The following is a 26,012-nucleotide window of genomic DNA, read 5'->3' as shown; positions in this document are numbered from 1 at the left end:
ATTAAATTAAATTATAATTAAATAGTATAAGAACTAAAATTATATTAAAACTAAAAAATGTTCCAAAGTCTTTATAAATATTGTTTAAATTTAGCTGCTCACAAAAGTTCAAATTTGTACTTAGGAATTGTTTCCTTCACTGAAAGTTCATTTTTTCCTATACCTCCAGATGTAATGATTATTCCTATGGTGATTGCTAAAAAAAAAGAATATTTTAAAATATTTTTAATCGCATCTATATTTTCAGTTTTAGGCGGAGTTTTTGGATATTTACTAGGTTATTTGTTTTATGATTTAGCTATTCATGTAATTGAATTTTATGGTTATGAAAATAAAGTAGAAAATTTGAAGACAAGTTTGTCTCAAGGATCAGGTTTTTTTGCCTGGCTAAGTATTCTTTTTCTAGCAGGATTTACTCCTCTTCCCTATAAAGCATTCACTATTGCTAGCGGTGTTGTTGGTTTTAGTTTACCTGTATTTATTGTTGTAAGTTTAATCTCGAGAAGTCTTAGATTTTTTATTGTTGCTTATTTATCTTATAAATTTGGTGACTTATTTACTGAATTCATGGAGAAGCATGGTTCAAAATGGTTCACTATAATTGGAATTTTAATAGTTATAGTATTAGGAATTATATTTTTAATTTTTAAATTTAATGCTTAATAATAAATCATTGTTTCTTAACCTAATTTTATTAGTCAGTTTCGTTGCTTTAATGTCAGCGTTCTTTATTGAATATATTTTGGGTCATCAACCATGCAATCTTTGTATCTTAGAGAGAATTCCATATGTAATTGCAATAGTAATTATACTCTTGAATTATAAATTTTATCAGTTTGAAAAAATATTTTTGGTTTTATTGGTAATAGTTTTTTTAGCAGCTACTATCTTATCAGTTTATCATTTTGGTATTGAACAAGGATTTATCGAAGAGTCTTTAGTTTGTGACCTAAAAAATGGCTCTGAGGCAACTTCCAAAGAAGAAATTTTAAAACAATTGCAAGAACAAAAAGTGAGCTGCAAAGATGTAACATTTAAAATTTTTGGATTATCACTTACAACGTATAATATTGTAATTTCTATTCTAATTACAATCAATGCATTAAAAATTTATTTAAACTATGCCAAAAGTAAGTAAAAAAAAAATTGAAGAATTTATAAGGGTAGATCATGCTGGTGAGCGTGGAGCAGTTAAAATATATGAAGGTCAATTATTAGCTTTAAATACATTTGTCAAAGATGAAAATTTGAAAAAAATCATAGAAGATATGAAAATTCATGAAAAAGAACATAGTGAATTTTTTGAAAATGAAATTAAAAAAAGAAACATTGCTCCTACAAAACTTTTACCACTGTGGGATTTACTAGGTGTTGGTTTAGGATTTGGTTCTACTTTATTAGGGAAAAAGGCAGCCATGCTATGCACAGCATCTGTAGAGGAAGTAATTGATGAACACTACTTAAATCAAATTAATCAATTAGATGAAGATGAAAAATTTCTCAAAAACAAAATTACAAAATTTAGAGAAGATGAGCTTAACCATAAAGATATCGCTTATGAAAAGGGAGCAACTAAAAAGGGACCTTATAGTATTTTAGATAAAATAATTAAAACTGGTTCTAAAATTGCAATTAATATTTCTGAAAAAATTTAAGTTTCTAATTCAACATCCCAATATAAATAATCCATCCAACTTTTGTGTAAAAAGTTAGGAGGAAAGTTCTTACCATTTTTATGTAAATCTTCTGTTGAAGGTCTGAATGGATATTGATTTAATTTCATTCCTGAATGTTTTAATAATTTTCCACCTTTTTTTACATTACAAGCTGAACAAGCTGTAACAACATTGTCCCAATTTGTTTCTCCACCTTTAGATCTTGGAAGCAAATGATCAAAAGTAAGTTCCTCATTACTTCCACAATATTGACAAGAGAATTTATCTCTTAAAAAAACGTTAAATCTAGTAAAACTTGGTTTCGTTTGAGGAACAATATAGTCTTTTAAAGCTATAACACTTGGTAGCTTCATATTAAATGAAGGGCTTCTGATAGTTCTATCGTAATGACTTACAATTATAACTCTATCAAGAAAAACTGATTTCACAGTGTCTTGCCATGACCATAATGATAGTGGGTAATAGCTTAGGGGTCTGTAATCAGCATTAAGAACTAATGCAGGACATTTTTCTAATGATACATCTTGTTCAATAAAGTTGTTCACATTAAAACATTAACTTAGTTTAGCATCATAATCAATATGATCAGATGTTAAATTTTTTTTAAAATATAATTTAATGCTGTACTTGATGCCTCGATAGGAATGTGATGGTCGCAATTTTTTATTAATAACGTTTCAACAGGAATATTATTTCGAATTAAAAAATCTTTAGCTTCAAGTAAATGTGTTGATGGAACAATTTGGTCGACATCACCATGTATTAGTAATGTATCTGTGCTATTTTTGATTCTATCTTTCAAATTAATTTGATCTATTATTTTCCCTGAAAATCCTACGACACATAGAAATTTTTCATTTGAGGTAAGACCAACATTCAAAGACATCATGCAGCCCTGGCTAAAGCCTGATAAACAAATTTGTTGATTTGATAAGTTGTATTCAATTTTAACTTCCTCAATAAATTTTTTAATAACATTTTCAGCTTTAATTGACTCTTCAAGAATATAAGATTGATCTTCTTTGGTTAAATCAAACCATTGATATCCTGATGGATTAATTGCACACTTTTCATGTCCATTAGGACAAATAAAAATAGTGTTTGGCAGATGTCTTTTCCAATTTAAAGTTAACATACTTATGTCTTTTCCATCTCCACCATACCCATGAAGTAAAATTATCGCATTCTTAATTTCTGTTCCTTCTTCTGGTTTGATGATGATTGAATTAAGGCAAAATGTCATAGATGATTTATTATGTTTTTTATTTTTAAAAACACACTACAATAATAATATGTTTACTGGAATATTAGTTAAAATTTTATCTATAGCTCTTTTAATAGCTGTTGGAATAGTTTTGGTTTTGGGTATTGGAACTTTATTTAAAGGTGGAGAAACAAGTAAAAAATATTCAAATAAACTAATGCAGCTTAGAGTACTGCTGCAATTTGTGGCCATACTTGTTTTGGTAGCTTTCGCATATTTTTTTAAAAACTAATTATATTTCTCAATCCACTTTAAAAAATCTTTGTCATTAAAATCTATGTCACCAAGAACCCTAGCAAATTCCTTGCCTTCTTTATTTATAAATATTGATGTTGGAACTCCTCTTAGAGAAAAAGTTTTAGCTAAAGTTACTTCTGGATCAAAAAAAGGTTCCAAATTTTTTAAGTTTAATTTTACAAAAAATTCTTCAACTTTATTCAGTTTTTCTTTCCCAATATTAATAGGAAAAACTTTTAAATTATTAAGTGATGAATTTGCTTGCATATTGTCTAATGAAGGCATCTCTTCTTTGCACGGGGGACACCAAGTAGCCCAAAAATTTAAAACTAACAATTTTCCTTTGAAATCATTAATTTTAATTTTTTCATTTTTCTTATTTAAAAAAAATACATTTTCATACGTTTTTGGAACTTTATGAATAACAATATTTTTAATGTTCGGTAAATCACTGGCTTCTACAGTTGTAATTAAAAAAATAAATAATGCTAAAATTCTCATATTAATTAGGTATAACTAAATATCATGGCAAAAAATAAAAACAACCAAGCAATATGGAACACGCGAATACAAAAAGAGGCATCAAACCTATTTCAAAAAGTTGGTAATTCTATTGATATAGATAAGAGACTTTACAAAGAAGATATACAAGGATCCATTGCACACGTTGAAATGCTTTTTAGACAAAAGATAATTTCCTTTAAAATAAAAAATAAAATTATTTATGGTCTAAATAAAATTTATAAAGAAATAACTTACAAAAAATTTGAATTTAATAAAAAATATGAAGACATTCATATGAATATAGAGAAAAGATTATTTCAAATAATTGGTGATGAAGCTGGATACATTCATACAGCTAGATCAAGAAATGATCAGGTAATAACTGATTTTAAAATTTGGATTAAAACTGCAACAAAAGATATTAATAATAATATAGATAAAGTAATCAAAAGCACAATTAATCTGGCTGAAAAAAATATAGAGACTATCATGCCAGGTTTTACTCATCTTAAAAATGCTCAAGCTATATCATTTGGCCATTATTTAATGGCTTATGTGGAAATGTTTACTAGAGATAAAAAAAGATTTTTAAACAATTTAAATAGTTTAGATGAAAGTCCATTAGGTGTAGCAGCTCTATCAGGCACTTCGTTTAATATAGATAGAAATTTTACATCTAAAAAACTTGGATTTAAAAGACCAACTAATAATTCAATAGATACAGTTTCGGATAGAGACTTTGTGCTAGATTTTCTTTACGCTATTTCAGTATGTTCAATGCATATTTCTAGAATTGCAGAGGAATTAATTATATGGAATTCAGATGGATTTAACTTAATCAACTTATCAGATAAAGTTGTTACAGGCTCTTCGATTATGCCTCAAAAAAAGAATCCTGATCTCTTAGAATATCTAAGAGGAAAAACTGGTACTTCTTACGGAAATTTTTTTTCTATGTTAACGATACTAAAAGGCTTGCCACTATCCTACTTTAAAGATTTACAGGATGATAAGGAATTGGTTTTTAATTCCAATGATACTTTAATAAATTGCTTAAAAATATTTGATGAAGTTTTAAAAAATTGCAGTGCAAATAAAAAGAAAATGCTTGAACTTGCAAATAAGGGTCATATTACAGCAACAGATCTAGCTGATTATTTAGTTAGAGAACACAATATGTCATTTAGAAAGGCATATCAAAAAACAGCTGCTATTGTTAACATGGCTGAAAAAAGAAAGAAAAATTTAAACGAATTAAGTTTAAATGAACTTAAAAAAATTGAGCCAAAATTGACAGAAAAGGTTTTAGAAATTTTCGATTTAAAAAACTCTATAAATTCAAAAAAATCATTTGGGGGAACTTCTTTTGAAAATATAAAAAAAATGATAACTAAATATAAGAAATTAAAATGATAAAAAAAATCACATTTACGTTAGTTATGTTGCTGCTGTTATTTTCATGTGGCAAGAAAGGTGACCCTGTATACCAAGAAGACAAAAAACAAGTTTATTTAAATCTATTCTCTAAAAATAGAGTGTAATGAAATACATAAATAAAAAATTATCTATTGATAAAGTTAACTTTTTAAAAATTGCAAAAAGATATGGTACACCAACATATTGCTATTCTTACTCAAGGTTAAAAGAAAATATTTTAAATTTTAAAAAAAATTTTAAATCAATATCACCATTGATATGTTTCGCAGTTAAATCAAATACCAATGTAAATTTAATAAATGAGATATCAAAATTTGGTTTTGGAGCTGATGTAGTATCTGTTGGTGAAATGATGATGGCTCTTAAAGCAGGTATTAGTCCAAAAAAAATTGTCTTTTCAGGAGTTGGCAAAACTACAAATGAAATAAGTTACGCAATAGATAAAAAAATTTTACTAATAAACGCAGAGTCTAAAAGTGAAGTAGTAGAAATAAATAGAGTGGCTAGACAAAAAAATAAAATTGTAAAAATTGGTTTAAGATTAAATCCTAATACTGATGCAAAAACATTAAGCCAAATTTCGACTGGTAAAAAAGAGAATAAGTTTGGTGTAAATGAAAAAACATTTTATGAAATAATTGAATATTGCAAAAGTTCACAAAATATAGATCTTAATTGCCTAAGTGTTCATATTGGAAGCCAAATTTTAGATCATAAGCCTTATGAAAAGATGCTTAAAGTAGTCGATAATATTTTAAAGAAAACATCTCATACATTTGAATACATCGATTTAGGTGGTGGTATGGGAATTTCTTATGCAGATAAAAATAAAAAACTTAATTATAAAAAATATAATTTAGCTATTAAAAAATTTTTAAAAAATAAAAAATGTAAAATTATATTTGAACCAGGAAGATCTATAATAGGAAATTCTGGAACATTGATTACAAAAGTAATTTATATAAAAGACAGTGAAAGTAAAAAATTCATTATATTAGATGCAGCAATGAATGATTTAATGAGACCAGCATTATATGGTGCAATTCACAAAACTTTACCTGTTATTAAATCTGGAAAAGTTTCCAAAAAAACTTATGAATTTGTAGGACCTATATGTGAAACTACAGACAAGTTTGTAACTATTAAAAACTTTCAGGAACTTCAAGAAAAAGACTATGTTGCAATATGTGATGTTGGTGCCTACGGAATGTCACTAAGTTCGAATTATAACTTAAGAACAAAACCATTAGAAATATTAATTAAAAACAACAAAATAAAAATAATTAGAAAAAGACAAAAGCATAAAGATTTAATTTAGCTTTTGAGACAATGATAAGAAACATTTTATTTTCAATAATTTTTTTTACTGGAATTATTTTTATTTCTATAATTTTTTTACCTTCTTTTTTCCTACCAAGAAAAATAGTTTTAATTGGTGGCAAATTAATGGGCTATTGGACTGGTGTTTGCTTAAGGTTTATCCTTTCAGTAAAAATCCTTATCAAAGGTGAAGAAAATATAATCAAAGAGGATAAATTTTTTATTGCTGCATCTCATCAATCAATGTTTGAAACTTTTTATTTGCAAACTATTTTTAATTCACCAGTTTTTATTTTAAAAAAAGAGCTTCTCCAAATTCCAATATTTGGTTGGTATTTAAAAAAAATAGGATCAATTTCAATAAATAGAAATAAAACAACTAAAGATAATTTGGGTTTTTTTAATGATATTTCAAACACAATATCACAATCAAATCGTCCATTAATTATTTTTCCTCAAGGTACCAGGGTATTACCTGATGATAGAACTCCATTTAAAAAAGGAGCCTCAAGGATATATGAAGAATTAAAAATAAATTGTTTACCAGTAGCCATAAACTCTGGTTACGTATGGCCAAAAAAAGGTGGAAAAAATAGTAATAGAACAATTACTATATCAATATTAAAACCTATTTCAGCTGGGCTAGAAAAAAATGAATTTTTAAAAACTCTAGAAAAAAATATCTATCAAGAATTAGATTTAATAAATTAACCCTTCATTGGCATCACAACATAAATACTGTCGAAATCGCCTGGATCTTTTATTAAAGCTGGTGAACCAGTATCATTAAAGAAGATTTCGACTCTATCACCATCTAATTGTGAAGCTACATCAATCAAATATCTGGAATTAAAACTTATTTCTAAGTCGTGATCAAATTTAACATTTAATGTTTCTTTTCCGTCTCCGCTATTAGTATTATTTACCGAAAGGTTAAGAGTATCATTTGATAAATTAAATTTTACACCATCTTTTTTATCCAGAGATACAGAGGCCACTCTATCAACTGAGTTTAAGAAAAGTTTTAAATCAATTTCTAATTTTTTTTGATTATTTTTAGGTATTACCTGAATGTAATTTGGGAATTTTCCATCGATAAGTTTTGAAATTAAAATACTATTATTCAGTTCAAACTTAATTTTTGACTTTAGATTTGATACTTTTACATCACCATCATAACTATCTAACAGTGAACAAAGTTGAAAAATTGTTTTTTTGGGAAGTATAATAGGGTCAAATTCAATTTTTTCATCTAGCCTGATTTTTGAAATCGACATTCTATGACTGTCAGTAGCAACAGCTGTTAAATAATTTTTATCTTCAACTTCGGTTTGGTGAAAATAAATACCACTTAAATAATGTCGAGTTTCATCATTTGAAACAGAAAACTTACATTTGTTTAGAAGTTTCAATAAATGTTTTGATTTTATAATAAATTCATTTTCATTAAAATTTTCATCAGTCAATGGAAACTCGGTAGCACTAATACAATTCAAATTAAAAATAGATTTTTCCGATTCTACTTGTAATTTACTTACATCGGTAAGAGTAAGATTAATTTTTTTTCCTGATGTTAATTTTCTGATTATGTCATACATAATTGACGAGGTTGTTGTTGTTTTTCCTTCTTCAAGAATTTCAACATTATTTAGCTGGTGTATAAAAATTAAATCAAGATCTGTAGCAGTAATTGTTAATTTAGAATTACTAGCATCTAATAAAATATTAGATAAAATTGGTAACGTGCTTCTCTTTTCAATTACACCCTGACAATAATTTAGTGCTTGCTGAAGGTCTTGTTGGTTGACGTTAAATTTCATTTTCTTTGTTATTGTATAATATCTGATTTTTAAGTTTATTGATATTATCTACCATTTCTGGATCTTTTTCTTTAATTTTCTCAATTGTTTTAACAGAATGGATAATTGTTGTGTGATCTCTATTCGAGAATTCTCTACCTATTTCTGGTAATGATTTTGAAGTTAAAATTTTAGTTAAGTAAATTGCTGTCTGTCGAGGTCTTACAAGATATCTTGATCTTCTTGAAGAAAGCATTTCATTTTTGCTTATCTTAAAAAACTTACACACAATAGTCTGTATTAAGTCAATTGTTACTTTGTTTTCTGAGATATTTAAAAGATCTTTTAATACCACTTTAGTTTCAGGTAAATTTGGAACTTTGTTATAAATTCTTGAAAAGGATACTATTCGATTAACTGCTCCAACTAATTCTCTAACACTTCCTGAGATCTCATTACTGATAAAATCTTGTATATCTTTTGATACTTGAAGCTGATCTGCATATAAATTGTTTAATTCTTCTGTTTTTTTTTGAACTATTTTTTTTCGTAATTCTAAATCAGGTTTTTGAATGTCAACAACCAATCCACCTGAAAATCTAGATTTAATTCTCTCTTGAATACGCATTAATTTATTAGGTGCTCTATCAGCAGATACTATAATTTGCGATCCTTTATCTAACAAAGCATTGAATGTATGAAAAAATTCTTCCTGCATTGCTTCTTTGCCGCTAATAAACTGGATGTCATCTATTAATAAAATATCAGTGTTTCTAAAATATTCTTTAAACTTAACCATATCATTTGATTTAATTGATTTTACAAACTGATACATGAAACGTTCAGCTGAAATGAACATCACTTTATTTTTTTTCTTCATCTCAAAACCAATAGAATTTAATAAGTGAGTTTTCCCCATTCCTACACCACCATAAATATAGAGTGGATTATAATGAGAGATAGTTTCTGTAACCTTTATAGAAGCTTCATATGCAAGTTTATTGCTTGATCCAGTTATAAAGTTATCAAATCGTTTGTTTGGATCTATTCGGTTGTACTGAAGGTACGAGTCTTTTATAAATGAAACATTTTCATTTTGGGTATTTTCAATATTTGTTGTTTCTTTTAAATCCTTATCAACTTTTTGATCAATAATTTTAAATTCAATTCTAATTATATCTTTTTTATACAATTTAATTATTTTCAGAATTTGGTCTAAATACCTTGAAGTAATCCAGTCTCTAATAAATCTAGTTGGAACAGATAAAAGTAAATAATTATTATGCTCCTCAAGAAATGATATTTTTTTTAACCAACTTTCATAAATTTCCAAACCTAATTTATTCTTCATTTCAGATTGAATTTGTTGCCAATCGATCTCTTCTGAAGCAAAATTATTAATATTTTTATTTGTAAAAGATTTATTCATAACTTAAGGGAAGATCTCAGTTAGAACGATTTAAAAAATTTTGCAACAAGTATTAAATTTAAAATTAAAAAAAAATTAAATCTGCAATTGTAGAATTTATTGTCACAATCATTTTTTTTTATGGACACAAATTTTTAAATTAGTTTTAAAATTTTCTTAAAAATAAAATTTTTGATTGAATCAAATACAGATTGAATCAAACATTGATTGTATTGTGTAAGATCAAAGATTTACTAAATCTAAATATAGTAATTTGAAAATATTTAGATCTTATATAATGTGTGTGTGAAATTTATCTTCGAAACAACTTAAGGTTTTTAAATTGCTGCAATCTTTTTAGTTATTCTTGAAACGTTTCTTGATGCATTTTGTTTTTTAATTACACCAGTCTTTGCAATTTTCATCAACTCAGAGTTTAATTTAGGTAAGAATTTTAACGCTTCATCTTTCTTTTTGGTATCAATTAAAGCGTTCATTTTCTTTAATGCATTTCTAAATCTACTTTTTCTAGCTTTATTAACTGCTGTTTGTTTAGAAATACGTCTTATACGTTTGATAGCTGATTTTGTATTTGCCATGCGCAGGGGTATAGCTTGAGAACTGAAAACGGTCAACTAAATATTTGGCTAATTTTGGCAGGAATTACAAAAAAAAGTAGATCTATTTGATACAATTTTTTTCTTTATAGTATCGGTACATCCTATAGTTTTACATCTTAATCCTTCTTGCTGATATACTTTAAACTCTTTTTGATAGTTTCCAGAAGATCCCAACGTATCCTTAAAATCTCTAATACTTGAACCACCTTTTTTAATTGCTCTTAATAAAATTTTTTTTGAATAGTAAATAATTTTTTTACAATCTTCTCTAGTTAACAAACTTGCTTTTTTAAATGGATAAATCTTACTTAGAAATAAAATTTCACTTGCATAAATATTCCCAATTCCAGAAACAAATTTTTGATCTAATAAAAATGTTTTAATATTTTTATTCTTTCCTTTGAAGTAATTAAAAACATAATTCATATTAAAATTTAAATTGAATGGTTCTGGTCCCAAATTTTTAAATCTACTTTCTAATTTTTCACTATTTTCTACTAACTCAAAAAAACCAAATCTTCTTGGGTCATTATAAATTACTTTCAAAGAATTAAATATTAATTCAATATGATTATGTTTTTTTGGTAATATAGGAGAATGATAAAAACTAGCATTAGTAAATTTTAATTTTTTTTTACTATCAATGATGTGTATGGTTCCAGACATACCCAAATGTATCAAACAAAACTCTCCACTTTTAAAATTCAATATTAAATACTTGGAAAATCTATCTACTTTAATAATTTTTTTATTCATTAAAAAAGAACTAAAATTTTTTGGAAGTGGAAACCTAAGATTTTTATTTCTAATAATTACTTTTTTAATACTTTTTTGTTTAATTTTTTTGTCTAAAGATTGTCTAACAATTTCTACTTCTGGTAATTCTGGCATTTCTCACTATATTCAATATATATTTTTTTATGCAACAATATCTTCAAAATAAAAAAGGCCTTGTGGAAGGTGTTTTTGATCAAGTTTATAGTAAATACGACTTGATGAATGATTTCATGTCACTGGGCATTCATAGATTTTGGAAAAAAAGTCTAATCAATATAATGAAACCATCTCCAAATAGAAAGTTAATAGATGTTGCTTGTGGAACTGGAGATATCGGTAAATTATTTTTGAATAGTACAAATCAAATGTCAGAAGTCACTTGTGTAGATCCAAATAAAGGTATGATTAGTCAAGGCAAACAAAAATTATCTAATTATAAAAATATAAAATGGATCAATGCAGCTGCTGAGAAGCTTCCACTTCAAGACAACGAATTTGATTATTACACAATAAGTTTTGGTCTTAGAAATACAAAGAATTTAGATAAAGCTCTATCCGAAGCTTATAGGGTATTAAAACCAGGTGGAAGATTTTTATGTTTAGAATTTTCAAAAATTCAAAACTCTAACCTAGATTTTGTTTATAAAAACTATTCAAAAATAATTCCTCATATTGGTCAATTTATTGTTGGCGATAAAAAACCATATGAATATCTAGTAAAAAGTATTGAAGAATTTATTAATCAGGAAGAATTAATTGACTTAATGAAAAAGCATAATTTTACGAAATGTAATTATAGGAACTTTTCAGGTGGTATAGTTTCTATCCATAGTGGTTGGAAAATATAATGCTAAGAAAATTAATTACTTTATTTAAATTAGGAAGAAAAATTGCAAAATCTGATATTTTAGATATTGCCTCTAAATTTAAAAAACCGCCGGTCGCAATCACAATTTTATTTCAGCTATTAGCAATATCTTTTGAAAAAAAAGAATTGAGTAATCATGCCCAAGATGATGGTGAAAGACTTTCAAAATCATTAGAGTCGATGGGTACAACTTTTATAAAATTAGGTCAATTTTTAGCTACTAGACCTGATATTATAGGAGAAGAACTTTCTACAAAGCTGGAAAAATTACAAGATCGTGTACCACCATTTTCTATTAATCAAGCAAAAGAAATAATTAAAAATGATTTAGGCAATGATGCTTACAATTCTATTATTGATTTAAGTGAGCCAGTTGCTGCTGCATCAATAGCACAAGTTCATAAAGCTAAAATAAATGACAATGGTACAATTAAAGATGTAGCAATAAAAATTATAAGACCAGACATAAAAAAAATATTTAATGAAGAAATTGATGCGATGATGCTATTTGCATTTATCATTGAGTCATTTTTAAAAAAAACTAAAAGATTAAAACTTGTGGAAGTTGTTTTTTTGTTGAAAGAAATAACTAACCTAGAAATGGATTTAAGGTTTGAGGCAGCAGCCGCAAATGAATATGCAGAAAATACAAAAAATGATGCTGGATTTAAGGTTCCTGAAATATATTGGAACTTTACTAGTGAGAATGTAATGACATTAGATTGGATAGATGGAGTATCTATTCGTGAAACAGAAGAGCTGAAAAAAAGAAATTTAAATACTAATAAAATTGCTGAGGATATTATCCAACATTTTTTAAGACATGCAGTAAGGGATGGTTTTTTTCATGCTGATATGCACCAAGGAAATATATTTATTGATGAGAATGGTCTAATAGCTCCAATAGATTTTGGCATAATGGGTAGATTAGACAAAATGAGTAAACGTTTTTTAGCTGAAATTTTATTTGGATTTATACAAAGAGATTATAAAAAAGTTGCTGAGGTTCACTTGGTAGCAGGATTAGTCCCTAAAAATGTGCCAATAGATGATCTTGCACAAGCATTAAGGTCAATAGGAGAGCCAATATTTGGTCAAGAGGTTAAAGATATTTCAGGTGGAAAATTATTAAAACAGCTTTTTGATGTTACAGAAAAATTCAATATGCAAACTCAACCTCAATTGTTGATGTTACAAAAAACAATGGTTGTAGTTGAGGGTGTTGCAAGAAAATTAAATCCTAACACTAATATTTGGACAACCTCTAAACCAGTTCTTGAAAGTTGGTTAAGAGAAACAAAAGATCCCATAAATAATTTTAACGAAACACTTAAAAATAGTACTGAAGTAATTAAAAGATTACCTGAGTTACCTGAAATCATGGACAAAGCAAATCAAGCTCTAACATTTTTAGCTAGCGGACAAATTCCACAAAACTCCAATTCTTATACAGCTTTAAAGGATAAAAAATCTGAAATGATAGCATTTAGAAACCAATCTATTATTGGTTTATTACTTCTTGTAATTTTTGGTCTTATAGTATTTTAATTCTGCAAATGAAAAATCTTAATAACAAAAAAATTCTTTTTATTATTTGTGGTGGTATTTCAGCTTATAAAAGTCTTGAAACGATTAGATTATTAAAAAAAAATGGAGCAGAAATAAAAACTATACTTACTTCTAGTGCTAAAGAATTTGTAACTCCATTATCAGTAGCATCATTATCTCAAGGTAAAGTTTATAGTGATTTGTTTAGCTTAGAAAACGAAACTGAAATGGATCACATTTCACTTTCTAGATGGGCAGACGTAGTTATCGTTGCACCAACTACAGCAAATACAATTTCAAAATTAGCACAAGGTACTACAGATGATTTGGCTTCTACTGTAATACTTGCTTCAAATAAACAAATTTATTTAGCACCAGCGATGAATGTTAGAATGTGGGAACATAAATCTACAAAAACTAATTTAAAAAAATTAAAAGATTTTGGTTATAAGTTTATTGGTCCAGAAATAGGAGATATGGCATGCGGGGAATACGGAGAAGGTAAGATGTCAGAACCATTAAAAATTGCGGATGAGTTAAACCAATTTTTTTTAAACCAAAGTCAAAATAAAAAATTTAAAGCTTTAGTTACTGCGGGTCCAACAAATGAGTATATCGACCCTGTGCGTTTTATAACAAATAAATCAAGTGGCAAACAAGGATATGAACTAGCTAAATGTCTATCGAAAAAAGGTTTTGATACAACACTGATTTCAGGACCAACTAATCTAGAAGTAGAAAAAGATATTAAACTCATTGAAGTTGAAACAGCAGATGAAATGTTTGCTGCTACACAAGAGAATTTACCTGTAGATGTAGCAATTTTTTCAGCAGCAGTATCAGACTTTAAAGTAAAAAATAAATCTCAAACAAAAATAAAAAAAGAAGAAGCATTAAATTTAAATTTAGAAAAAAATATTGATATTTTAAATTACATATCAAATCATAATTCTATGAGGCCTGAAATTGTGATTGGTTTTGCAGCAGAAACAAACGAAGTTTTAAAAAATGCAGAAGAAAAATTAAATAAAAAGAATTGTGATTGGATAATTGCTAATGATGTTTCTAAAAAAAATATTGGATTTAACTCTGATTATAATGAAGTTGTAATCCACTACAAAAATAAATCTTTAAAAAGTGAAGTCCTACCATACAAAAGAAAATCTGAAATTTCTGAAGAAATAGTTGATAGAATAATTGATCAATTAAATTAATGGCAAAAATCCTTGTTAAAAAATTAGATCCTTCAATAGAGCTACCTGCCTACAAAACAGAAGGGGCTTCGGGAATGGATCTTATGGCATTTATAAAAGAACCTATTATACTTAAATCCCAAAATTCTTGTTTAGTTCCAACTGGAATTGCCGTTGCTTTTTCAAATGAATTTGAAATTCAAATACGACCTAGATCAGGTTTAGCAGCAAAAAATAGTATTAGTGTTTTAAATACACCAGGAACAATAGATAGTGATTACAGGGGTGAGATAAAAGTAATACTTTACAATCACGGAAAAGAAGATTTTTTAATAAACAATAAAGACAGAATAGCTCAAATAGTTCTTGCACCAGTGATAAAAATGAATTTTGAAGAAACAGATGAGCTTCCAGAAACAATTAGAGGCGAAGGCGGATTTGGCTCAACAGGAAAATGAGCAAAAAATTAAACAAAAAACAAATCGAACGTTTTTCAAGACAGATCATATTAAAAAATATTGGTATTTTAGGTCAAAATAAAATTACAAATGCAAAAGTATTAATAATAGGCATGGGTGGTCTTGGGTGCCCAGTAGCAGAATTCTTGACTAGGTCAGGGGTTGGTTCATTAGGAATTGTGGATCATGATCGAATAAGCCTTTCAAATATTCATAGGCAGAGTTTATTCAATCAGAAAGATTTAAATCAACTAAAAGTCAAAATAGCTAAAAAAAAATTAAATAACATTAATTCTTTAACAAATATAAAAATTTTTAATTACAAATTAAATAAATCTAATTTTCAAAAAATTATTAAAGATTACGATTATATTGTTGATGGAACTGATAATTTTGAAAGTAAATTTCTAATTAATGATTTAAGTTTAAAGTATAAAAAGTTTTTGGTAACTGGTGCTATAAGTAAATTTGATGGTCATATCTTTACATTTAATTTTAAAAATAAAAAAGATCCATGCCTTCGATGTTTTTATCAAGAGGAAAAAATATCAGATGAAATACTCAATTGTGAATATGAAGGAATCCTGGGAACTGTAGCGGGAATAGTTGGCACAATGCAAGCTAATGAAATTTTAAAAAATATTTTAAATATAGGCCGAAGTTTAAATAATTATATTTTAATTATAGATTTATTAAATTTAAATTTTAGAAAAGCAAAAATTAAAAAAAGAAAAAACTGTCTATGCAATTAATTATAAGAATAATTTTAATTTTTATCTTATCAATTTCAATAAGTTCAGCTGATGAAATATTTGTTTCTTTAAAAAAAAATAAAGTAAACGTTAGGTACGGTCCAAGTTTTGATTCAGATGTAAAATATGTTTACAAAAAAATTAACCTTCCTTTAAAACAAATAGATAAAAAAGAAAACTTTAGAAGAATTATAGACCTTAAAAATAATGGTGGGTGGATACATATATCTCAATTAAAAAAAAATAATTCTGCAATAGCAACAAAAGATAAAATTTTATTTAAAAACCCTACATCTTTTGCAAAACCAATAGCTCTTATTAAGGAAGGTAGGTTATTAATATTAGAAAAGTGTGAACAAGAATGGTGTCAGATAACATCTGGAAAATTTCAAGGTTGGGTTAAAACAGATAATATCTGGGGATTTAATTAACTAAAATCAGCAGCAAGTGACTTTTTGTTCTCTAAAGACAGCTTGGTAGTATGGGAATATTCTTTATGGTCTATTCCTATTTCAACTTCAATTTCTTCAGATTTAAATTTAGCTATTTGGTCATCAGAAAAATTAAAATGAATAAATTGAACTGAAGAAGCTTTTCCTTCAGCTGATGTTCTATCAACATCTTCCTCTGGTATAGCTTTTATTTTTTCTCCATTAATTTTCATAAACACTGTTTCTTCTATTCCACCCACTTTTCCTAGGAAAGCTGCACGTGATATAGGATTGTCTATTTCAAACATCAAAGTAGCTGTTAATTCTTTACCATTTGGTATTAGAGGATTGTATGCTGACAACTCATCTTTAAGTTGTTCATCTCCACCTTTTTCAATATATAACATTTCTTGAACTTGAGCTAACATTGTCTCGTAACTTTCAAAATAAAAAGTTGCATAAGGACCTAATGCAATTCTTCTATTTTTTTTAAAATCAACAATATTTTTTCTCAGTTCTCTTCTATTTTTTGTGTAGACATCCAATGGCATGATGTCTTCTTTTTGTATCTCTCTTTTTTCTCTTGGCATAATCATAATTTATAACTTTTAGCCATCAATTCGATAGGATGTAGTGCCTCATCATTGGAGATGTTAGTATCCACTTCAAGCTGCTTCAAGTGCTTACCTGCTAAAGGACAATCAGAAGCCATGTACTTGTTATTTTTTGTTTTAATTTGTCTTGCAGTTGGTCTTCCTACTTTATTGGCCAGATCATGTGTTTCTTTCATCACACCAAAAGTTCCACCATGCCCAGCACATTTCTCTACAACATCAATTTTAACATTCGGGATAAGTTTAAGCATATCTCTGGCTTTGATACCCATGTTTTGTGCTCTTGCGTGACACGCATGGTGCACTGTCACTCCACCATCTATTTCTTGTAAACCATCTGCTAATCCCTCATTGTTTGCAATATCAACAACATACTCATCAATATCCATAACGTTTGCAGATAATTTTTTTATTTTATCATCATTAGGTAAAAGCAATGGCCATTCAAATTTTAACATTAAACCACAACTAGCGGTTAATGTAACAACTTTGTAACCTTTGTTAATCCATTCAACTAAATCTTTAGAAACTTTTTTAGCCTGTTCCACAACTTTAGGAAGATCAGCTTGCTCTAAGAATGGCATTCCACAACATCCAGGATAGGCTTCTTGAACTTCTACACCATTTTTCTTTAGAACTTTTAAAGCTGCAACACCCGTATTTTTTTTATTAAAGTTAACAAAACATGTAGAATAAATTACAACTTTTCTATCATTAGTTTTTGTCTCGTAGTTTATTTTGTCATTATTTTTCTTAAAAAAGTTAGAAAAAGTTTCTGAATTGTATTTTGGAAGTTGAACCCTTTTATCGATACCAGCAACTACCTCTAATATTTTTCTGAACAAATTATTTTTTATATCTGATGCCCAATTAATTATTTTAGAAAATAAAACCCCAATTTTTGCGTTTCTATCTATTTGGGCTAATTGCATTGGAACACTTGGTAATTTACCTAATTTTTTCTGTGCCGTTCTGTACCTCAACATTAAATGAGGGAAATCAAGATCAAAATCATGAGGAGGTACATAAGGACATTTGGTCATAAAACACATATCACAAAGAGTACAGGCATCAACAACCGGTGCAAATTGCTCACTTTTTAAACTTTCTACGTCTTCATTTTCAGACTCATCAATCATATCGAACAATTTTGGAAAGGAATCACAAAGATTAAAACATCTTCGACATCCATGGCAAATATCAAACACTCTTCGCATTTCTGCATCTAATTTTTCAGTATTTAAAAAATCTGGATGCTCAAAATCAATAGGGTGACGAATTGGGGCGTCTAGACTTCCTTCTTTGCTCATACGAATATATTAGAAATTATAATTAATGATAAAGAAACTAATACCACTGGTTCATTAAACCAATCTTTTATTAATTGTAAAAGTTGCTCTTTCATTTTTTTTGATTTTAGAAATTTTGTTAAATTTAGTGGGCGGTAAACGCCCACTAATGAATATTATTTAGGCAATTGACTCTAAAGTTTTTTGAAATTTACCAGCATGAGATTTTTCAGCTTTTGCTAAAGTCTCAAACCAATCTGCAATTTCCTCAAAACCTTCTTCTCTTGCAGTTTTAGCCATACCTGGGTACATGTCAGTATATTCATGCGTTTCTCCCTCAATTGCTGAAGCTAAATTTGCTTTAGTTTCACCAATTGGTTTCCCAGTAGCTGGATCTCCAACTTGTTCAAGGTATTCTAAGTGACCATGTGCGTGACCAGTTTCACCTTCTGCTGTTGATCTAAATACTGTAGCTACATCATTATAACCTTCGATGTCAGCTTTTTGTGCAAAATAAAGATATCTTCTATTTGCTTGACTCTCACCAGCGAATGCTGCTTTTAAGTTCTCTTCTGTTTTACTTCCTTTTAAAGACATTTTTTTCTCCTTAATTTAACTTTATAGACCATATAGTGTCTAAAACTTTAATGTCAATAGTTTAGAATTATTATAATCTAGATATTATACAATTGATTTAATTGAATTATTTTTGAGTTTGATTATCACTCGCAACTTTAACCAAAACTTCAACTGAATTTATTTTTTTTCCTGTAATATTTTTTTTAATATTTACTGGGTCTATATCATTTTCACCACAATCTATTAGCTGATGAGTATCTTCATCATAAAAATGATGATGAACAGAAGTGTTTGTATCAAAATAACTTTTATCGCTGTTAATCGAAATTTCTTTTAAATAACCTTTTTTCTGAAATGCATGAACAGTGTTGTAAACTGTTGCTAAAGAAATTTTTTCATTCATCTCCTCGGAAATCATTTTTACGAGATCATTGATTGTAAAATGAAAAGTTTTTTCTCTATTAAATAGAACTTCACACATTTTAACCCTTTGTTTAGTGGGTCTAAGTCCTAAATCTCTTAATTTTTCAACAAAATTACAGTTTTTTACCATTGTATTTTATAATTATTCTAATGTATGAATAAAAATATACAGTTTTATTATATTATATTGGCATTAAATCAAGTAATAAGGTTTCTCAAAAAATATGAAAAAAAATTCCTACTCATATGACGATCTAATAAGTTGTGGAAATGGTGATCTTTTTGGACCAGGTAATGCAAAATTACCACTTCCTCCAATGTTGATGTTTGATAGAATAACTGAAATTAACGAGAATAATGGAGCTTTCAATAAAGGCTCTTTAAAGGCTGAATTAGATATAAAAAACGATCTATGGTTTTTTGATTGTCATTTTAAAGAGGATCCAGTCATGCCTGGGTGTCTAGGTTTAGATGCTATGTGGCAACTAGTTGGATTTTTTCTGGGCTGGTTAGGAAATCCTGGCAAAGGTAGAGCTTTAGGAGTTGGTACTGTAAAATTTACTGGTGAAGTTTTACAAAATGTTAAAAATGTAAGGTACGAAATAGATATGAAAAAAATTATGTCGCCAGGTGGAACAACTGTTGGTCTTGCCAATGGAATTGTACTTGCTGATAACAAAAAAATATATTCAGCAGAAAGTTTGAAAGTGGGGTTATTTAAATAATGAGAAGAGTAGTAATTACAGGATTAGGAATTGTCTCTTGTTTGGGAAACAACCAAGAGGAAGTTCATCAATCATTAATTAATTCAAAATCAGGAATTTCTTATGCTGAGGAATATAAAGAACATAATCTTAAAAGTCATGTTCATGGCAAACCAAATATAAAATTAGAAGATCATATCGATCGAAAAACAATTAGATTTATGGGTTCAGGTTCAGCTTATAATTATATTGCAATGAAAGAAGCTATTGAGGATTCTGGATTAGAAGAAAATGAAGTTAGCAATTTTAAAACTGGAATCGTTATGGGTTCTGGTGGTCCATCAATTGAAAATGTTATTTTGGCTGCGGATAAAACGAGGGCAAAAACTCCAAAATTAATGGGACCGTTCATTGTTCCAAGAACAATGGCAAGTACAGCTTCTGCAACACTTGCTGTTCCATTTAAAATTAAAGGAACCAACTACACAATGAGTTCTGCATGCGCAACAAGCGGCCACTGTATTGGTAACTCAATGGAATTAATTCAAATGGGAAAACAAGATGTTGTTTTTGCAGGTGGAAGTGAAGAAGTTCATTGGGCTATGACGGCAATGTTTGATGCGATGACTGCTTTATCATCAAAATATAATGATGCTCCCGAAACAGCATCAAGAGCATATGACAAAACCAGAGATGGTTTTGTAATTGCAGGTGGTGCAGGTGTGTTAGTGCTAGAGGAATATGAACACGCTAAAGCAAGAGGTGCTAAAATATACGCAGAATTAACTGGTTATGGTGCAACTTCAGATGGATACGATATGGTAGCTCCATCAGGAGAAGGTGCTGTCAGATGTATGCAAATGGCAATGTCTACTGCTAAAAATAAAATTGATTATATCAATACTCATGGAACTTCCACTCCAGTTGGAGATATCACGGAACTAAATGCAGTTAAAAATACTTTTGGAGACAATATCCCAAAGATTAGTTCGACAAAATCTTTATCGGGACATCCACTTGGTGCGGCTTCAGTTCATGAAGCAATTTACTGTTTGATAATGATGAAGAATAATTTCATAGCTGGCTCTGCAAACATAAGTGAGATGGATGAAGAAACTAAGAAATTTCCCATAGTTTCAAAAACTGAAACGGGAGCAACTTTAAATACAGTAATGTCAAATAGCTTTGGTTTTGGTGGAACTAATGCAGCTTTAATTTTTGAAAAGGTTTAATTTATGAGTTTAATGAAAGGCAAAAAGGGATTAATCATGGGTGTTGCAAATGAAAGATCTATTGCCTGGGGTATATCTCAAAAACTTGCTGAAGCAGGGGCAGAACTAGCATTTACATATTTAGGCGATGCTTTGAAAAAAAGAGTAGTTCCTTTAGCAGAAAAATTAAATTCAAACGTTACATTTAGTTGTGATGTTGAAAAAAAAGAAGAGGTTGTAAAATTATTTGAAGATATTAAATCCCAATGGGGTGAAATTGATTTTGTAGTTCATGCAGTTGCTTTCTCTGATAAATCAGAGTTATCAGGTGAATATTTAAATACGACTAGAGAAAACTTTTTAAGAAGTATGTTGATTTCATGTTTCTCATTCACTGAAGTTGCAAAAGAAACATCTAAAGTAATGAAAGAAGGTGGAAGTTTAATCACCTTAAGCTATGAAGCAAACAAGGCTATTCCAAATTACAATGTAATGGGTGTATGTAAAGCTGCTTTAGAATCTAGTGTTAAATATTTAGCAAGAGATTTGGGTGCTAAAGGTATAAGAGTTAATGCAATTAGTGCAGGACCTATTAAAACATTAGCAGCCTCTGCTATTGGAGACGCTAAATTCTTATATAAATGGAATGAAGACCATTCATTCCTTAAAAGAAACGTAGATATCCATGATGTTGGAAATTCAGCATTATATCTATTAAGTGAACTTGCAAATGGTGTTACTGGTGAAATTCACTATGTAGATGCTGGATATAACAAAGTAGGGATGCCAGATCCTAAGAATATCTCATGAAATAAAATTGCCTAAAGCTCCATCAAAAAATCAAATCGAAACACTCTTAAAACAATATCAAGCAAATAATTATGTAAAAGCTGAGGAATATGCTTTATATCTTACTAAAAAATTTCCAAACCATGATTTTGCCTGGAAGATTCTTTCTATTGTTCTTAAAAAAGTAGGAAAAATATCTGAGTCATTAACTGCAAGTGAAAAATTAGTAGAGATAACACCTCAAGATGCTTTAGCACACTATAATTTAGGTAATACATATAGAGAGCTAAAAAAATTTTCTAAAGCAGAAGAAAGTTACAAGAAAGCTATATCTTTTAAACCAGACTTATTTCAGGCTTATTACAATTTAGGCATTGTTTCAAAAAATAATTATAAATTAGAAGAAGCTGAGAGGTATTATAGAAAAGCAATACATTTAAAGCCAAATTTTGCAGAAGCATACAATAATCTTGGAACAGTCTTAGATAACTTGAACAAATTAAATGAAGCTGAAATATATTACAAAAAAGCTATAGCTTTGAATCCTGATTTTGAAGAAGCGTATAATAATTTAGGAACTAATCTTGAACAACAGGGAAAATTAAATGACGCACAAACTATGTATGAAAAAGCAATATTAATTAATCCTGGTTTAACTAATGCTCATAGACAACTTTCATTAATAAAAAAATTTGATAGCTATGATCAACACTTTCAACAAATACAAAAAATTTATTTAGATAAAAATATTTTAGGTGAACAGCGTTGTCATATTAATTTTGCTTTAGCTAAAATTTATGAAGATTTAGAAAATTTTGAAAAAGCATTTCAGCATTTCACAGAGGGTAACAAAATTAAAAAAAAACTACTTAAATATAATATTAAAAATGATATAGAATTATTTAATCAAATTAAATTATATTTTAAAAAAAATTCACAAAACACCCCAAAAAATTTTGAAAATAAAAATGCGTTGACACCCATATTTATAATTGGAATGCCTCGCTCGGGAACAACTTTAGTAGAGCAAATTATTTCATCGCATTCAATGGTAACAGGATTGGGAGAATTACCCTTTGTTTTGCAATTTGGCTATCCAGTCACAACCGGTCTATTAGAATCTAGCGAAGAGTCTTTAACAAAATTTAGAAATGACTATCTAGAAAAACTTGAATATCTTAGGGAAAAAAATTTAATAGTTACTGACAAAACGCCACAAAACTTTTTATACACTGGTTTAATTGCAACTTGTTTTCCTGAGGCCAAAATATTACATGTGAAAAGAGACCCAGCAGCAGTATGTTGGGCGAATTATAAGCAATGGTTTAAATCAAAAAATCTTGGGTACAGTTATTCACTTGAGGATATTGTTGTATACTACAAACTCTACAACGAACTAATGGAATTTTGGAACAAGGCGCTTAAAAACAAAATTTACGAAGTTGATTATGAGGCACTGACAATTAATCAAGAAGATGAAATTAAAAAATTAATTAAATATCTAGAACTAAGCTGGGAAGAAAGTTGTCTATCACCAGAAAAAAATGAGAGAAGTGTTTCAACAGCTTCAAATATTCAAATTAGAAATAAAATTTTTAAAGGTAGCTCTCAGAAATGGAAAAAATATAAACCATTCCTAGATGGAGTACTTGATAATTTAGATACAAAATAAAAAAAACCCCCAGAACTTTCATCCTAGGAGTTTTTAAATTTTAATTTAAATTGTTAGTTATTCAGCTGCTTGTTTCATAGAAAGTTTAACTTTACCTCTATCAAAGCCAATCACTTTAACTTTTACCTCATCACCTTCTTTGACAACATCAGTTACTTTAGCAACTCTTTTATCTGCAAGTTCTGAGATATGAACAAGTCCGTCTTGTTTTCCTAAGAAATTAACAAATGCGCCAAATTCCATAATCTTCATTACTTTACCTGAATAAATTTTATTAAGTTCAGCTTTTGCAGTTATGTCTTTAATCATCTGCATTGCGATGTTTCTAGATTCTTCATCTGGAGCAGCAACTGTTACCACACCTTCGTCATTAACATCTACTTTCGCACCTGATTTTTCAACTATCTCTCTGATTGTTGCACCACCTTTTCCAATGACAGCAGCAATGTCTTTTTTATCAACATTAACTTGTTCCATTTTTGGAGTGTGTTTTCCAACATCAGATCTTGAAGCTGATAATGCTTTATTCATTTCTCCTAAGATATGAACTCTTCCATCTTTAGCTTGGCTTAATGCTTGCTCCATGATTTCAAATGTAATACCTGTAATTTTGATATCCATTTGAAGAGAAGTAATTCCATCTTTAGTTCCAGCAACTTTAAAATCCATATCCCCTAGGTGATCTTCATCACCTAAAATGTCTGATAAGACACTAAAGTCATCACCTTCTTTAATTAAACCCATTGCAATACCTGCAACTGGCTCCTTAATTGGCACTCCCGCGTCCATTAACGCTAAAGACGTTCCGCAAACAGTAGCCATAGAAGAAGAACCATTAGACTCAGTTATTTCTGAAACTACTCTAAAAGTATATGGAAATGCCTCTTTTGTTGGTAATGAAGAGTTAATCGCTCTCCAAGCTAATTTACCATGTCCGATTTCTCTTCTACCAGTTCCAATTCTTCCAGTTTCTCCAACAGAAAAAGGAGGAAAATTATAGTGAAGCATAAATCGTTCTCTCTGAAGCCCATCTAAACTTTCAATTCTTTGTTCGTCATCAGAAGTTCCTAGAGTTGCTACAACAATTGCTTGGGTTTCTCCTCTAGTAAATAATGCAGAACCATGAGCTCTAGGTAAAATACCCACTTCACACTCGATAGGTCTTACATCAGATAAACCTCTTCCATCAATTCTATTTTTATTTTTTAGAATATCAGTTCTAACAATTGATTTTTCTAAGCTTTTTAGCTGACTGTTAACATCAAGATCTGTATAGTTTTCATCTTCCTCATAAAGTTTTTTAGCTTTATCAGTAATTTCGGAAATTTGATTTGATCTATCTTGTTTATCTCTTGTAGCAAAAGCTTTTTTAAGATCTTCAGTAAAAGTTTCCTCAAGTTTTTTCTTAACTTCAGATAAATCTTTTCTCTCAACTGTCCATTCAGGTTTTCTACATTCTTTTGCAAGCTCCTCAATCATTTCAATCACTGGAACAAAGCCTTCATGACCAAATTTAACTGCATTTAACATTTCTTCTTCAGTTAAACCGCTTGCTTCTGATTCAACCATAAGCACAGCATCCTTTGTACCTGCTACAACTAAATCTAATTTCGATTTTTCTAATTCTGCTTTAGATGGGTTTAAAACATATTTTCCATCAATAAATCCAACTCTCGAAGCTCCAACGGGACCCATAAATGGCATTCCTGATATAGCTAATGCTGCCGATGAAGCAGTAATTGATAAAATATCTGGTTCGTTTTCTTTGTCATATGAAATTACAGTTGGTAATAATTGTACTTCATTTTTAAACTCATCAGGAAACAAAGGTCTGATTGGTCTATCAATTAATCTAGAGATTAATGTTTCACTCTCAGTTGGTCTTGCTTCTCTTTTAAAATATCCACCTGGAATTTTTCCAGCTGCATAATATTTCTCTTGGTAATTTACAGATAATGGAAAGTAATCCATATCAGGATTTACTTTTTTTGCTCCTACTACTGTTGCTAGTACGACTGTCTCTCCACATGTTGCGATTATTGCACCGTCTGCCTGTCTTGCTACTTTACCTGTTTCTAAACTTATCTTTTTTCCCGCTACTTCAATTTCCTTCTTGTATACTTTAAACATTTCATTTCCATTTCGTTTCGTTCGTTTCGTTCCATTCCATTCTATCTATCTTGACTTCTATTTTCTTAAATTCAATTTCGACAGTACATTTTTGTAAGAATCCATTTTGTTTTTCTTTAGGTATTCTAACAATTTCTTTCTTCTATTTACCGCTCTCAACAATCCAACAGATGAATGTTTATCCTTCTTGAATTGCTTAATATGCTTAGAGAGAGTTTCAATTTTCTCTGTTAGCAAAGCGATTTGGATTTCTGAAGATCCGGTATCTTTATCATGCATTGCTAATTCTTGTGCCTTTTTATTCATGCC

The 26,012-nt window shown here is 28.8% G+C and carries 30 protein-coding genes; 17 read left to right on the top strand and 13 right to left on the bottom strand.

Features of this window, described 5'->3' with window-relative positions; all coding sequences use genetic code 11:
- Positions 1–57: 57 nt before the first annotated feature.
- Genes ACTTAY_RS00540 through ACTTAY_RS00530 form a run of 3 tightly spaced genes read left to right on the top strand, consistent with a single transcriptional unit; the run spans position 58 to position 1,655 of the window.
- Positions 58–663, top strand: a complete 606-nt coding sequence (locus tag ACTTAY_RS00540; RefSeq protein WP_440671975.1) for a YqaA family protein — start codon at positions 58–60, stop codon at positions 661–663.
- Positions 656–1,138, top strand: coding sequence for a disulfide bond formation protein B (locus ACTTAY_RS00535; RefSeq protein WP_440671974.1), 483 nt, complete (start codon positions 656–658; stop codon positions 1,136–1,138). The genes ACTTAY_RS00540 and ACTTAY_RS00535 overlap by 8 nt, the downstream gene beginning before the upstream one ends.
- A complete protein-coding gene (locus ACTTAY_RS00530) occupies positions 1,122–1,655 on the top strand; it encodes a demethoxyubiquinone hydroxylase family protein (RefSeq protein ID WP_262590095.1) in 534 nt (177 codons plus the stop codon). Before ACTTAY_RS00535 ends, ACTTAY_RS00530 begins: the two co-directional genes overlap by 17 nt.
- Here the strand turns inward: ACTTAY_RS00530 and ACTTAY_RS00525 are convergent.
- Entirely contained in the window at positions 1,652–2,221 is a 570-nt protein-coding gene (locus ACTTAY_RS00525) for an HNH endonuclease (protein WP_262590094.1), read from the bottom strand. The genes ACTTAY_RS00530 and ACTTAY_RS00525 overlap by 4 nt on opposite strands.
- Before the next feature lie 47 nt (positions 2,222–2,268).
- Positions 2,269–2,919, bottom strand: a complete 651-nt coding sequence (locus ACTTAY_RS00520) for an alpha/beta hydrolase (RefSeq protein WP_440655733.1) — start codon at positions 2,917–2,919, stop codon at positions 2,269–2,271.
- Positions 2,920–2,968: 49 nt separating this feature from the next.
- Between ACTTAY_RS00520 and ACTTAY_RS00515 the strand changes: the two genes are divergently transcribed.
- Entirely contained in the window at positions 2,969–3,172 is a 204-nt protein-coding gene (locus ACTTAY_RS00515) for a twin transmembrane helix small protein (RefSeq protein ID WP_440671973.1), read from the top strand.
- Here ACTTAY_RS00515 and ACTTAY_RS00510 read toward each other — a convergent pair.
- Positions 3,169–3,678, bottom strand: coding sequence for a TlpA family protein disulfide reductase (locus ACTTAY_RS00510; RefSeq protein ID WP_440648225.1), 510 nt, complete (start codon positions 3,676–3,678; stop codon positions 3,169–3,171). The two genes, ACTTAY_RS00515 and ACTTAY_RS00510, sit on opposite strands and share 4 nt — an antisense overlap.
- A gap of 24 nt (positions 3,679–3,702) precedes the next feature.
- On the opposite strand from ACTTAY_RS00510, the gene argH reads away from it, so the two are divergent.
- The 3 genes from argH to ACTTAY_RS00495 all read left to right on the top strand — a co-directional run bounded on the left by argH (position 3,703) and on the right by ACTTAY_RS00495 (position 7,149).
- Complete coding sequence (argH, locus tag ACTTAY_RS00505; RefSeq protein WP_440671972.1) at positions 3,703–5,094, top strand: argininosuccinate lyase; 1,392 nt, start codon at positions 3,703–3,705, stop codon at positions 5,092–5,094.
- A gap of 127 nt (positions 5,095–5,221) precedes the next feature.
- A complete protein-coding gene (gene lysA, locus ACTTAY_RS00500) occupies positions 5,222–6,436 on the top strand; it encodes a diaminopimelate decarboxylase (RefSeq protein ID WP_440648221.1) in 1,215 nt (404 codons plus the stop codon).
- Positions 6,437–6,447: 11 nt separating this feature from the next.
- Positions 6,448–7,149: a lysophospholipid acyltransferase family protein gene (locus tag ACTTAY_RS00495; protein WP_440648219.1), complete on the top strand. Its 702-nt coding sequence runs from the start codon at positions 6,448–6,450 to the stop codon at positions 7,147–7,149.
- Here ACTTAY_RS00495 and dnaN read toward each other — a convergent pair.
- The 4 genes from dnaN to mutM form a co-directional block, all read right to left on the bottom strand.
- On the bottom strand, positions 7,146–8,258 hold the full coding sequence (dnaN, locus tag ACTTAY_RS00490; RefSeq protein WP_440671971.1) for a DNA polymerase III subunit beta: 1,113 nt from the start codon (positions 8,256–8,258) through the stop codon (positions 7,146–7,148). The genes ACTTAY_RS00495 and dnaN overlap by 4 nt on opposite strands.
- Complete coding sequence (gene dnaA, locus ACTTAY_RS00485; RefSeq protein WP_440671970.1) at positions 8,248–9,666, bottom strand: chromosomal replication initiator protein DnaA; 1,419 nt, start codon at positions 9,664–9,666, stop codon at positions 8,248–8,250. Before dnaA ends, dnaN begins: the two co-directional genes overlap by 11 nt.
- Before the next feature lie 317 nt (positions 9,667–9,983).
- Positions 9,984–10,244 (bottom strand): 30S ribosomal protein S20, encoded by a 261-nt coding sequence (rpsT, locus tag ACTTAY_RS00480; RefSeq protein ID WP_262590084.1) that lies wholly within the window; start codon positions 10,242–10,244, stop codon positions 9,984–9,986.
- Between the two features lie 48 nt (positions 10,245–10,292).
- Complete coding sequence (gene mutM, locus ACTTAY_RS00475) at positions 10,293–11,156, bottom strand: bifunctional DNA-formamidopyrimidine glycosylase/DNA-(apurinic or apyrimidinic site) lyase (protein ID WP_440671969.1); 864 nt, start codon at positions 11,154–11,156, stop codon at positions 10,293–10,295.
- Between the two features lie 29 nt (positions 11,157–11,185).
- On the opposite strand from mutM, the gene ubiE reads away from it, so the two are divergent.
- The 6 genes from ubiE to ACTTAY_RS00445 are packed head-to-tail and all read left to right on the top strand — an operon-like array spanning position 11,186 to position 16,292.
- Positions 11,186–11,890, top strand: a complete 705-nt coding sequence (gene ubiE / locus ACTTAY_RS00470; protein ID WP_440635127.1) for a bifunctional demethylmenaquinone methyltransferase/2-methoxy-6-polyprenyl-1,4-benzoquinol methylase UbiE — start codon at positions 11,186–11,188, stop codon at positions 11,888–11,890.
- On the top strand, positions 11,890–13,458 hold the full coding sequence (ubiB, locus tag ACTTAY_RS00465; protein ID WP_440635126.1) for a 2-polyprenylphenol 6-hydroxylase: 1,569 nt from the start codon (positions 11,890–11,892) through the stop codon (positions 13,456–13,458). The genes ubiE and ubiB overlap by 1 nt, the downstream gene beginning before the upstream one ends.
- 8 nt (positions 13,459–13,466) lie before the next feature.
- Positions 13,467–14,672 (top strand): bifunctional phosphopantothenoylcysteine decarboxylase/phosphopantothenate--cysteine ligase CoaBC, encoded by a 1,206-nt coding sequence (gene coaBC / locus ACTTAY_RS00460; RefSeq protein WP_440671968.1) that lies wholly within the window; start codon positions 13,467–13,469, stop codon positions 14,670–14,672.
- Positions 14,672–15,109: a dUTP diphosphatase gene (gene dut, locus ACTTAY_RS00455; RefSeq protein ID WP_440671967.1), complete on the top strand. Its 438-nt coding sequence runs from the start codon at positions 14,672–14,674 to the stop codon at positions 15,107–15,109. The genes coaBC and dut overlap by 1 nt, the downstream gene beginning before the upstream one ends.
- On the top strand, positions 15,106–15,861 hold the full coding sequence (locus ACTTAY_RS00450; protein ID WP_440671966.1) for a HesA/MoeB/ThiF family protein: 756 nt from the start codon (positions 15,106–15,108) through the stop codon (positions 15,859–15,861). Before dut ends, ACTTAY_RS00450 begins: the two co-directional genes overlap by 4 nt.
- Complete coding sequence (locus tag ACTTAY_RS00445; protein ID WP_440613543.1) at positions 15,852–16,292, top strand: SH3 domain-containing protein; 441 nt, start codon at positions 15,852–15,854, stop codon at positions 16,290–16,292. The genes ACTTAY_RS00450 and ACTTAY_RS00445 overlap by 10 nt, the downstream gene beginning before the upstream one ends.
- On the opposite strand, the gene ACTTAY_RS00440 is transcribed toward ACTTAY_RS00445, so the two are convergent.
- From ACTTAY_RS00440 to ACTTAY_RS00425, 4 genes are all read right to left on the bottom strand, one after another.
- Entirely contained in the window at positions 16,289–16,882 is a 594-nt protein-coding gene (locus tag ACTTAY_RS00440; protein ID WP_440613544.1) for a DUF3501 family protein, read from the bottom strand. The two genes, ACTTAY_RS00445 and ACTTAY_RS00440, sit on opposite strands and share 4 nt — an antisense overlap.
- A gap of 2 nt (positions 16,883–16,884) precedes the next feature.
- A complete protein-coding gene (locus tag ACTTAY_RS00435; protein WP_440671965.1) occupies positions 16,885–18,216 on the bottom strand; it encodes a (Fe-S)-binding protein in 1,332 nt (443 codons plus the stop codon).
- A 159-nt stretch (positions 18,217–18,375) separates the two neighbouring features.
- Positions 18,376–18,792, bottom strand: a complete 417-nt coding sequence (locus tag ACTTAY_RS00430) for a rubrerythrin family protein (RefSeq protein WP_262590070.1) — start codon at positions 18,790–18,792, stop codon at positions 18,376–18,378.
- A gap of 106 nt (positions 18,793–18,898) precedes the next feature.
- Positions 18,899–19,327 carry a Fur family transcriptional regulator gene (locus ACTTAY_RS00425; protein ID WP_440671964.1) on the bottom strand — a complete coding sequence of 143 codons (429 nt, stop codon included), beginning with the start codon at positions 19,325–19,327 and terminating at the stop codon, positions 18,899–18,901.
- A 94-nt stretch (positions 19,328–19,421) separates the two neighbouring features.
- Between ACTTAY_RS00425 and fabA the strand changes: the two genes are divergently transcribed.
- From fabA to ACTTAY_RS00405, 4 genes are read left to right on the top strand one after another with little or no spacing between them, the layout of a single operon-like run.
- On the top strand, positions 19,422–19,922 hold the full coding sequence (gene fabA / locus ACTTAY_RS00420; RefSeq protein WP_440671963.1) for a bifunctional 3-hydroxydecanoyl-ACP dehydratase/trans-2-decenoyl-ACP isomerase: 501 nt from the start codon (positions 19,422–19,424) through the stop codon (positions 19,920–19,922).
- Positions 19,922–21,133, top strand: a complete 1,212-nt coding sequence (gene fabB / locus ACTTAY_RS00415; RefSeq protein WP_440671962.1) for a beta-ketoacyl-ACP synthase I — start codon at positions 19,922–19,924, stop codon at positions 21,131–21,133. Before fabA ends, fabB begins: the two co-directional genes overlap by 1 nt.
- A 3-nt stretch (positions 21,134–21,136) precedes the next feature.
- The gene (locus ACTTAY_RS00410) at positions 21,137–21,922 is read left to right on the top strand and encodes an enoyl-ACP reductase FabI (protein ID WP_440671961.1); all 786 of its coding nucleotides are present in this window, start codon (positions 21,137–21,139) and stop codon (positions 21,920–21,922) included.
- A gap of 7 nt (positions 21,923–21,929) precedes the next feature.
- Positions 21,930–23,573 carry a tetratricopeptide repeat-containing sulfotransferase family protein gene (locus ACTTAY_RS00405; protein WP_440671960.1) on the top strand — a complete coding sequence of 548 codons (1,644 nt, stop codon included), beginning with the start codon at positions 21,930–21,932 and terminating at the stop codon, positions 23,571–23,573.
- A 57-nt stretch (positions 23,574–23,630) separates the two neighbouring features.
- On the opposite strand, the gene pnp is transcribed toward ACTTAY_RS00405, so the two are convergent.
- Positions 23,631–25,703, bottom strand: coding sequence for a polyribonucleotide nucleotidyltransferase (pnp, locus tag ACTTAY_RS00400; protein WP_440671959.1), 2,073 nt, complete (start codon positions 25,701–25,703; stop codon positions 23,631–23,633).
- 57 nt (positions 25,704–25,760) lie between these two features.
- On the bottom strand, positions 25,761–26,009 hold the full coding sequence (gene rpsO, locus ACTTAY_RS00395) for a 30S ribosomal protein S15 (protein ID WP_075485648.1): 249 nt from the start codon (positions 26,007–26,009) through the stop codon (positions 25,761–25,763).
- Positions 26,010–26,012 lie beyond the last annotated feature (3 nt).

The sequence above is a fragment of the Candidatus Pelagibacter sp. HIMB1715 genome (genome assembly GCF_052047595.1).
Lineage (GTDB): Bacteria > Pseudomonadota > Alphaproteobacteria > Pelagibacterales > Pelagibacteraceae > Pelagibacter.
Note: the sequence above shows the minus strand (reverse complement) of the source record. Positions and strands in the feature narration are given on the sequence as shown.

Excerpts from the sequence above, each read along its gene's own strand:
- ACTTAY_RS00540 (WP_440671975.1), top strand. The coding sequence starts at position 58 with ATGTTCCAAAGTCTTTATAAATATTGTTTAAATTTAGCTGCTCACAAA.
- ACTTAY_RS00535 (WP_440671974.1), top strand. The coding sequence starts at position 656 with ATGCTTAATAATAAATCATTGTTTCTTAACCTAATTTTATTAGTCAGT.
- ACTTAY_RS00530 (WP_262590095.1), top strand. The coding sequence starts at position 1,122 with ATGCCAAAAGTAAGTAAAAAAAAAATTGAAGAATTTATAAGGGTAGAT.
- ACTTAY_RS00520 (WP_440655733.1), bottom strand. The coding sequence starts at position 2,919 with ATGACATTTTGCCTTAATTCAATCATCATCAAACCAGAAGAAGGAACA.
- ACTTAY_RS00515 (WP_440671973.1), top strand. The coding sequence starts at position 2,969 with ATGTTTACTGGAATATTAGTTAAAATTTTATCTATAGCTCTTTTAATA.
- ACTTAY_RS00510 (WP_440648225.1), bottom strand. The coding sequence starts at position 3,678 with ATGAGAATTTTAGCATTATTTATTTTTTTAATTACAACTGTAGAAGCC.
- argH (WP_440671972.1), top strand. The coding sequence starts at position 3,703 with ATGGCAAAAAATAAAAACAACCAAGCAATATGGAACACGCGAATACAA.
- lysA (WP_440648221.1), top strand. The coding sequence starts at position 5,222 with ATGAAATACATAAATAAAAAATTATCTATTGATAAAGTTAACTTTTTA.
- ACTTAY_RS00495 (WP_440648219.1), top strand. The coding sequence starts at position 6,448 with ATGATAAGAAACATTTTATTTTCAATAATTTTTTTTACTGGAATTATT.
- dnaN (WP_440671971.1), bottom strand. The coding sequence starts at position 8,258 with ATGAAATTTAACGTCAACCAACAAGACCTTCAGCAAGCACTAAATTAT.
- dnaA (WP_440671970.1), bottom strand. The coding sequence starts at position 9,666 with ATGAATAAATCTTTTACAAATAAAAATATTAATAATTTTGCTTCAGAA.
- rpsT (WP_262590084.1), bottom strand. The coding sequence starts at position 10,244 with ATGGCAAATACAAAATCAGCTATCAAACGTATAAGACGTATTTCTAAA.
- mutM (WP_440671969.1), bottom strand. The coding sequence starts at position 11,156 with ATGCCAGAATTACCAGAAGTAGAAATTGTTAGACAATCTTTAGACAAA.
- ubiE (WP_440635127.1), top strand. The coding sequence starts at position 11,186 with ATGCAACAATATCTTCAAAATAAAAAAGGCCTTGTGGAAGGTGTTTTT.
- ubiB (WP_440635126.1), top strand. The coding sequence starts at position 11,890 with ATGCTAAGAAAATTAATTACTTTATTTAAATTAGGAAGAAAAATTGCA.
- coaBC (WP_440671968.1), top strand. The coding sequence starts at position 13,467 with ATGAAAAATCTTAATAACAAAAAAATTCTTTTTATTATTTGTGGTGGT.
- dut (WP_440671967.1), top strand. The coding sequence starts at position 14,672 with ATGGCAAAAATCCTTGTTAAAAAATTAGATCCTTCAATAGAGCTACCT.
- ACTTAY_RS00450 (WP_440671966.1), top strand. The coding sequence starts at position 15,106 with ATGAGCAAAAAATTAAACAAAAAACAAATCGAACGTTTTTCAAGACAG.
- ACTTAY_RS00445 (WP_440613543.1), top strand. The coding sequence starts at position 15,852 with ATGCAATTAATTATAAGAATAATTTTAATTTTTATCTTATCAATTTCA.
- ACTTAY_RS00440 (WP_440613544.1), bottom strand. The coding sequence starts at position 16,882 with ATGCCAAGAGAAAAAAGAGAGATACAAAAAGAAGACATCATGCCATTG.
- ACTTAY_RS00435 (WP_440671965.1), bottom strand. The coding sequence starts at position 18,216 with ATGAGCAAAGAAGGAAGTCTAGACGCCCCAATTCGTCACCCTATTGAT.
- ACTTAY_RS00430 (WP_262590070.1), bottom strand. The coding sequence starts at position 18,792 with ATGTCTTTAAAAGGAAGTAAAACAGAAGAGAACTTAAAAGCAGCATTC.
- ACTTAY_RS00425 (WP_440671964.1), bottom strand. The coding sequence starts at position 19,327 with ATGGTAAAAAACTGTAATTTTGTTGAAAAATTAAGAGATTTAGGACTT.
- fabA (WP_440671963.1), top strand. The coding sequence starts at position 19,422 with ATGAAAAAAAATTCCTACTCATATGACGATCTAATAAGTTGTGGAAAT.
- fabB (WP_440671962.1), top strand. The coding sequence starts at position 19,922 with ATGAGAAGAGTAGTAATTACAGGATTAGGAATTGTCTCTTGTTTGGGA.
- ACTTAY_RS00410 (WP_440671961.1), top strand. The coding sequence starts at position 21,137 with ATGAGTTTAATGAAAGGCAAAAAGGGATTAATCATGGGTGTTGCAAAT.
- pnp (WP_440671959.1), bottom strand. The coding sequence starts at position 25,703 with ATGTTTAAAGTATACAAGAAGGAAATTGAAGTAGCGGGAAAAAAGATA.
- rpsO (WP_075485648.1), bottom strand. The coding sequence starts at position 26,009 with ATGAATAAAAAGGCACAAGAATTAGCAATGCATGATAAAGATACCGGA.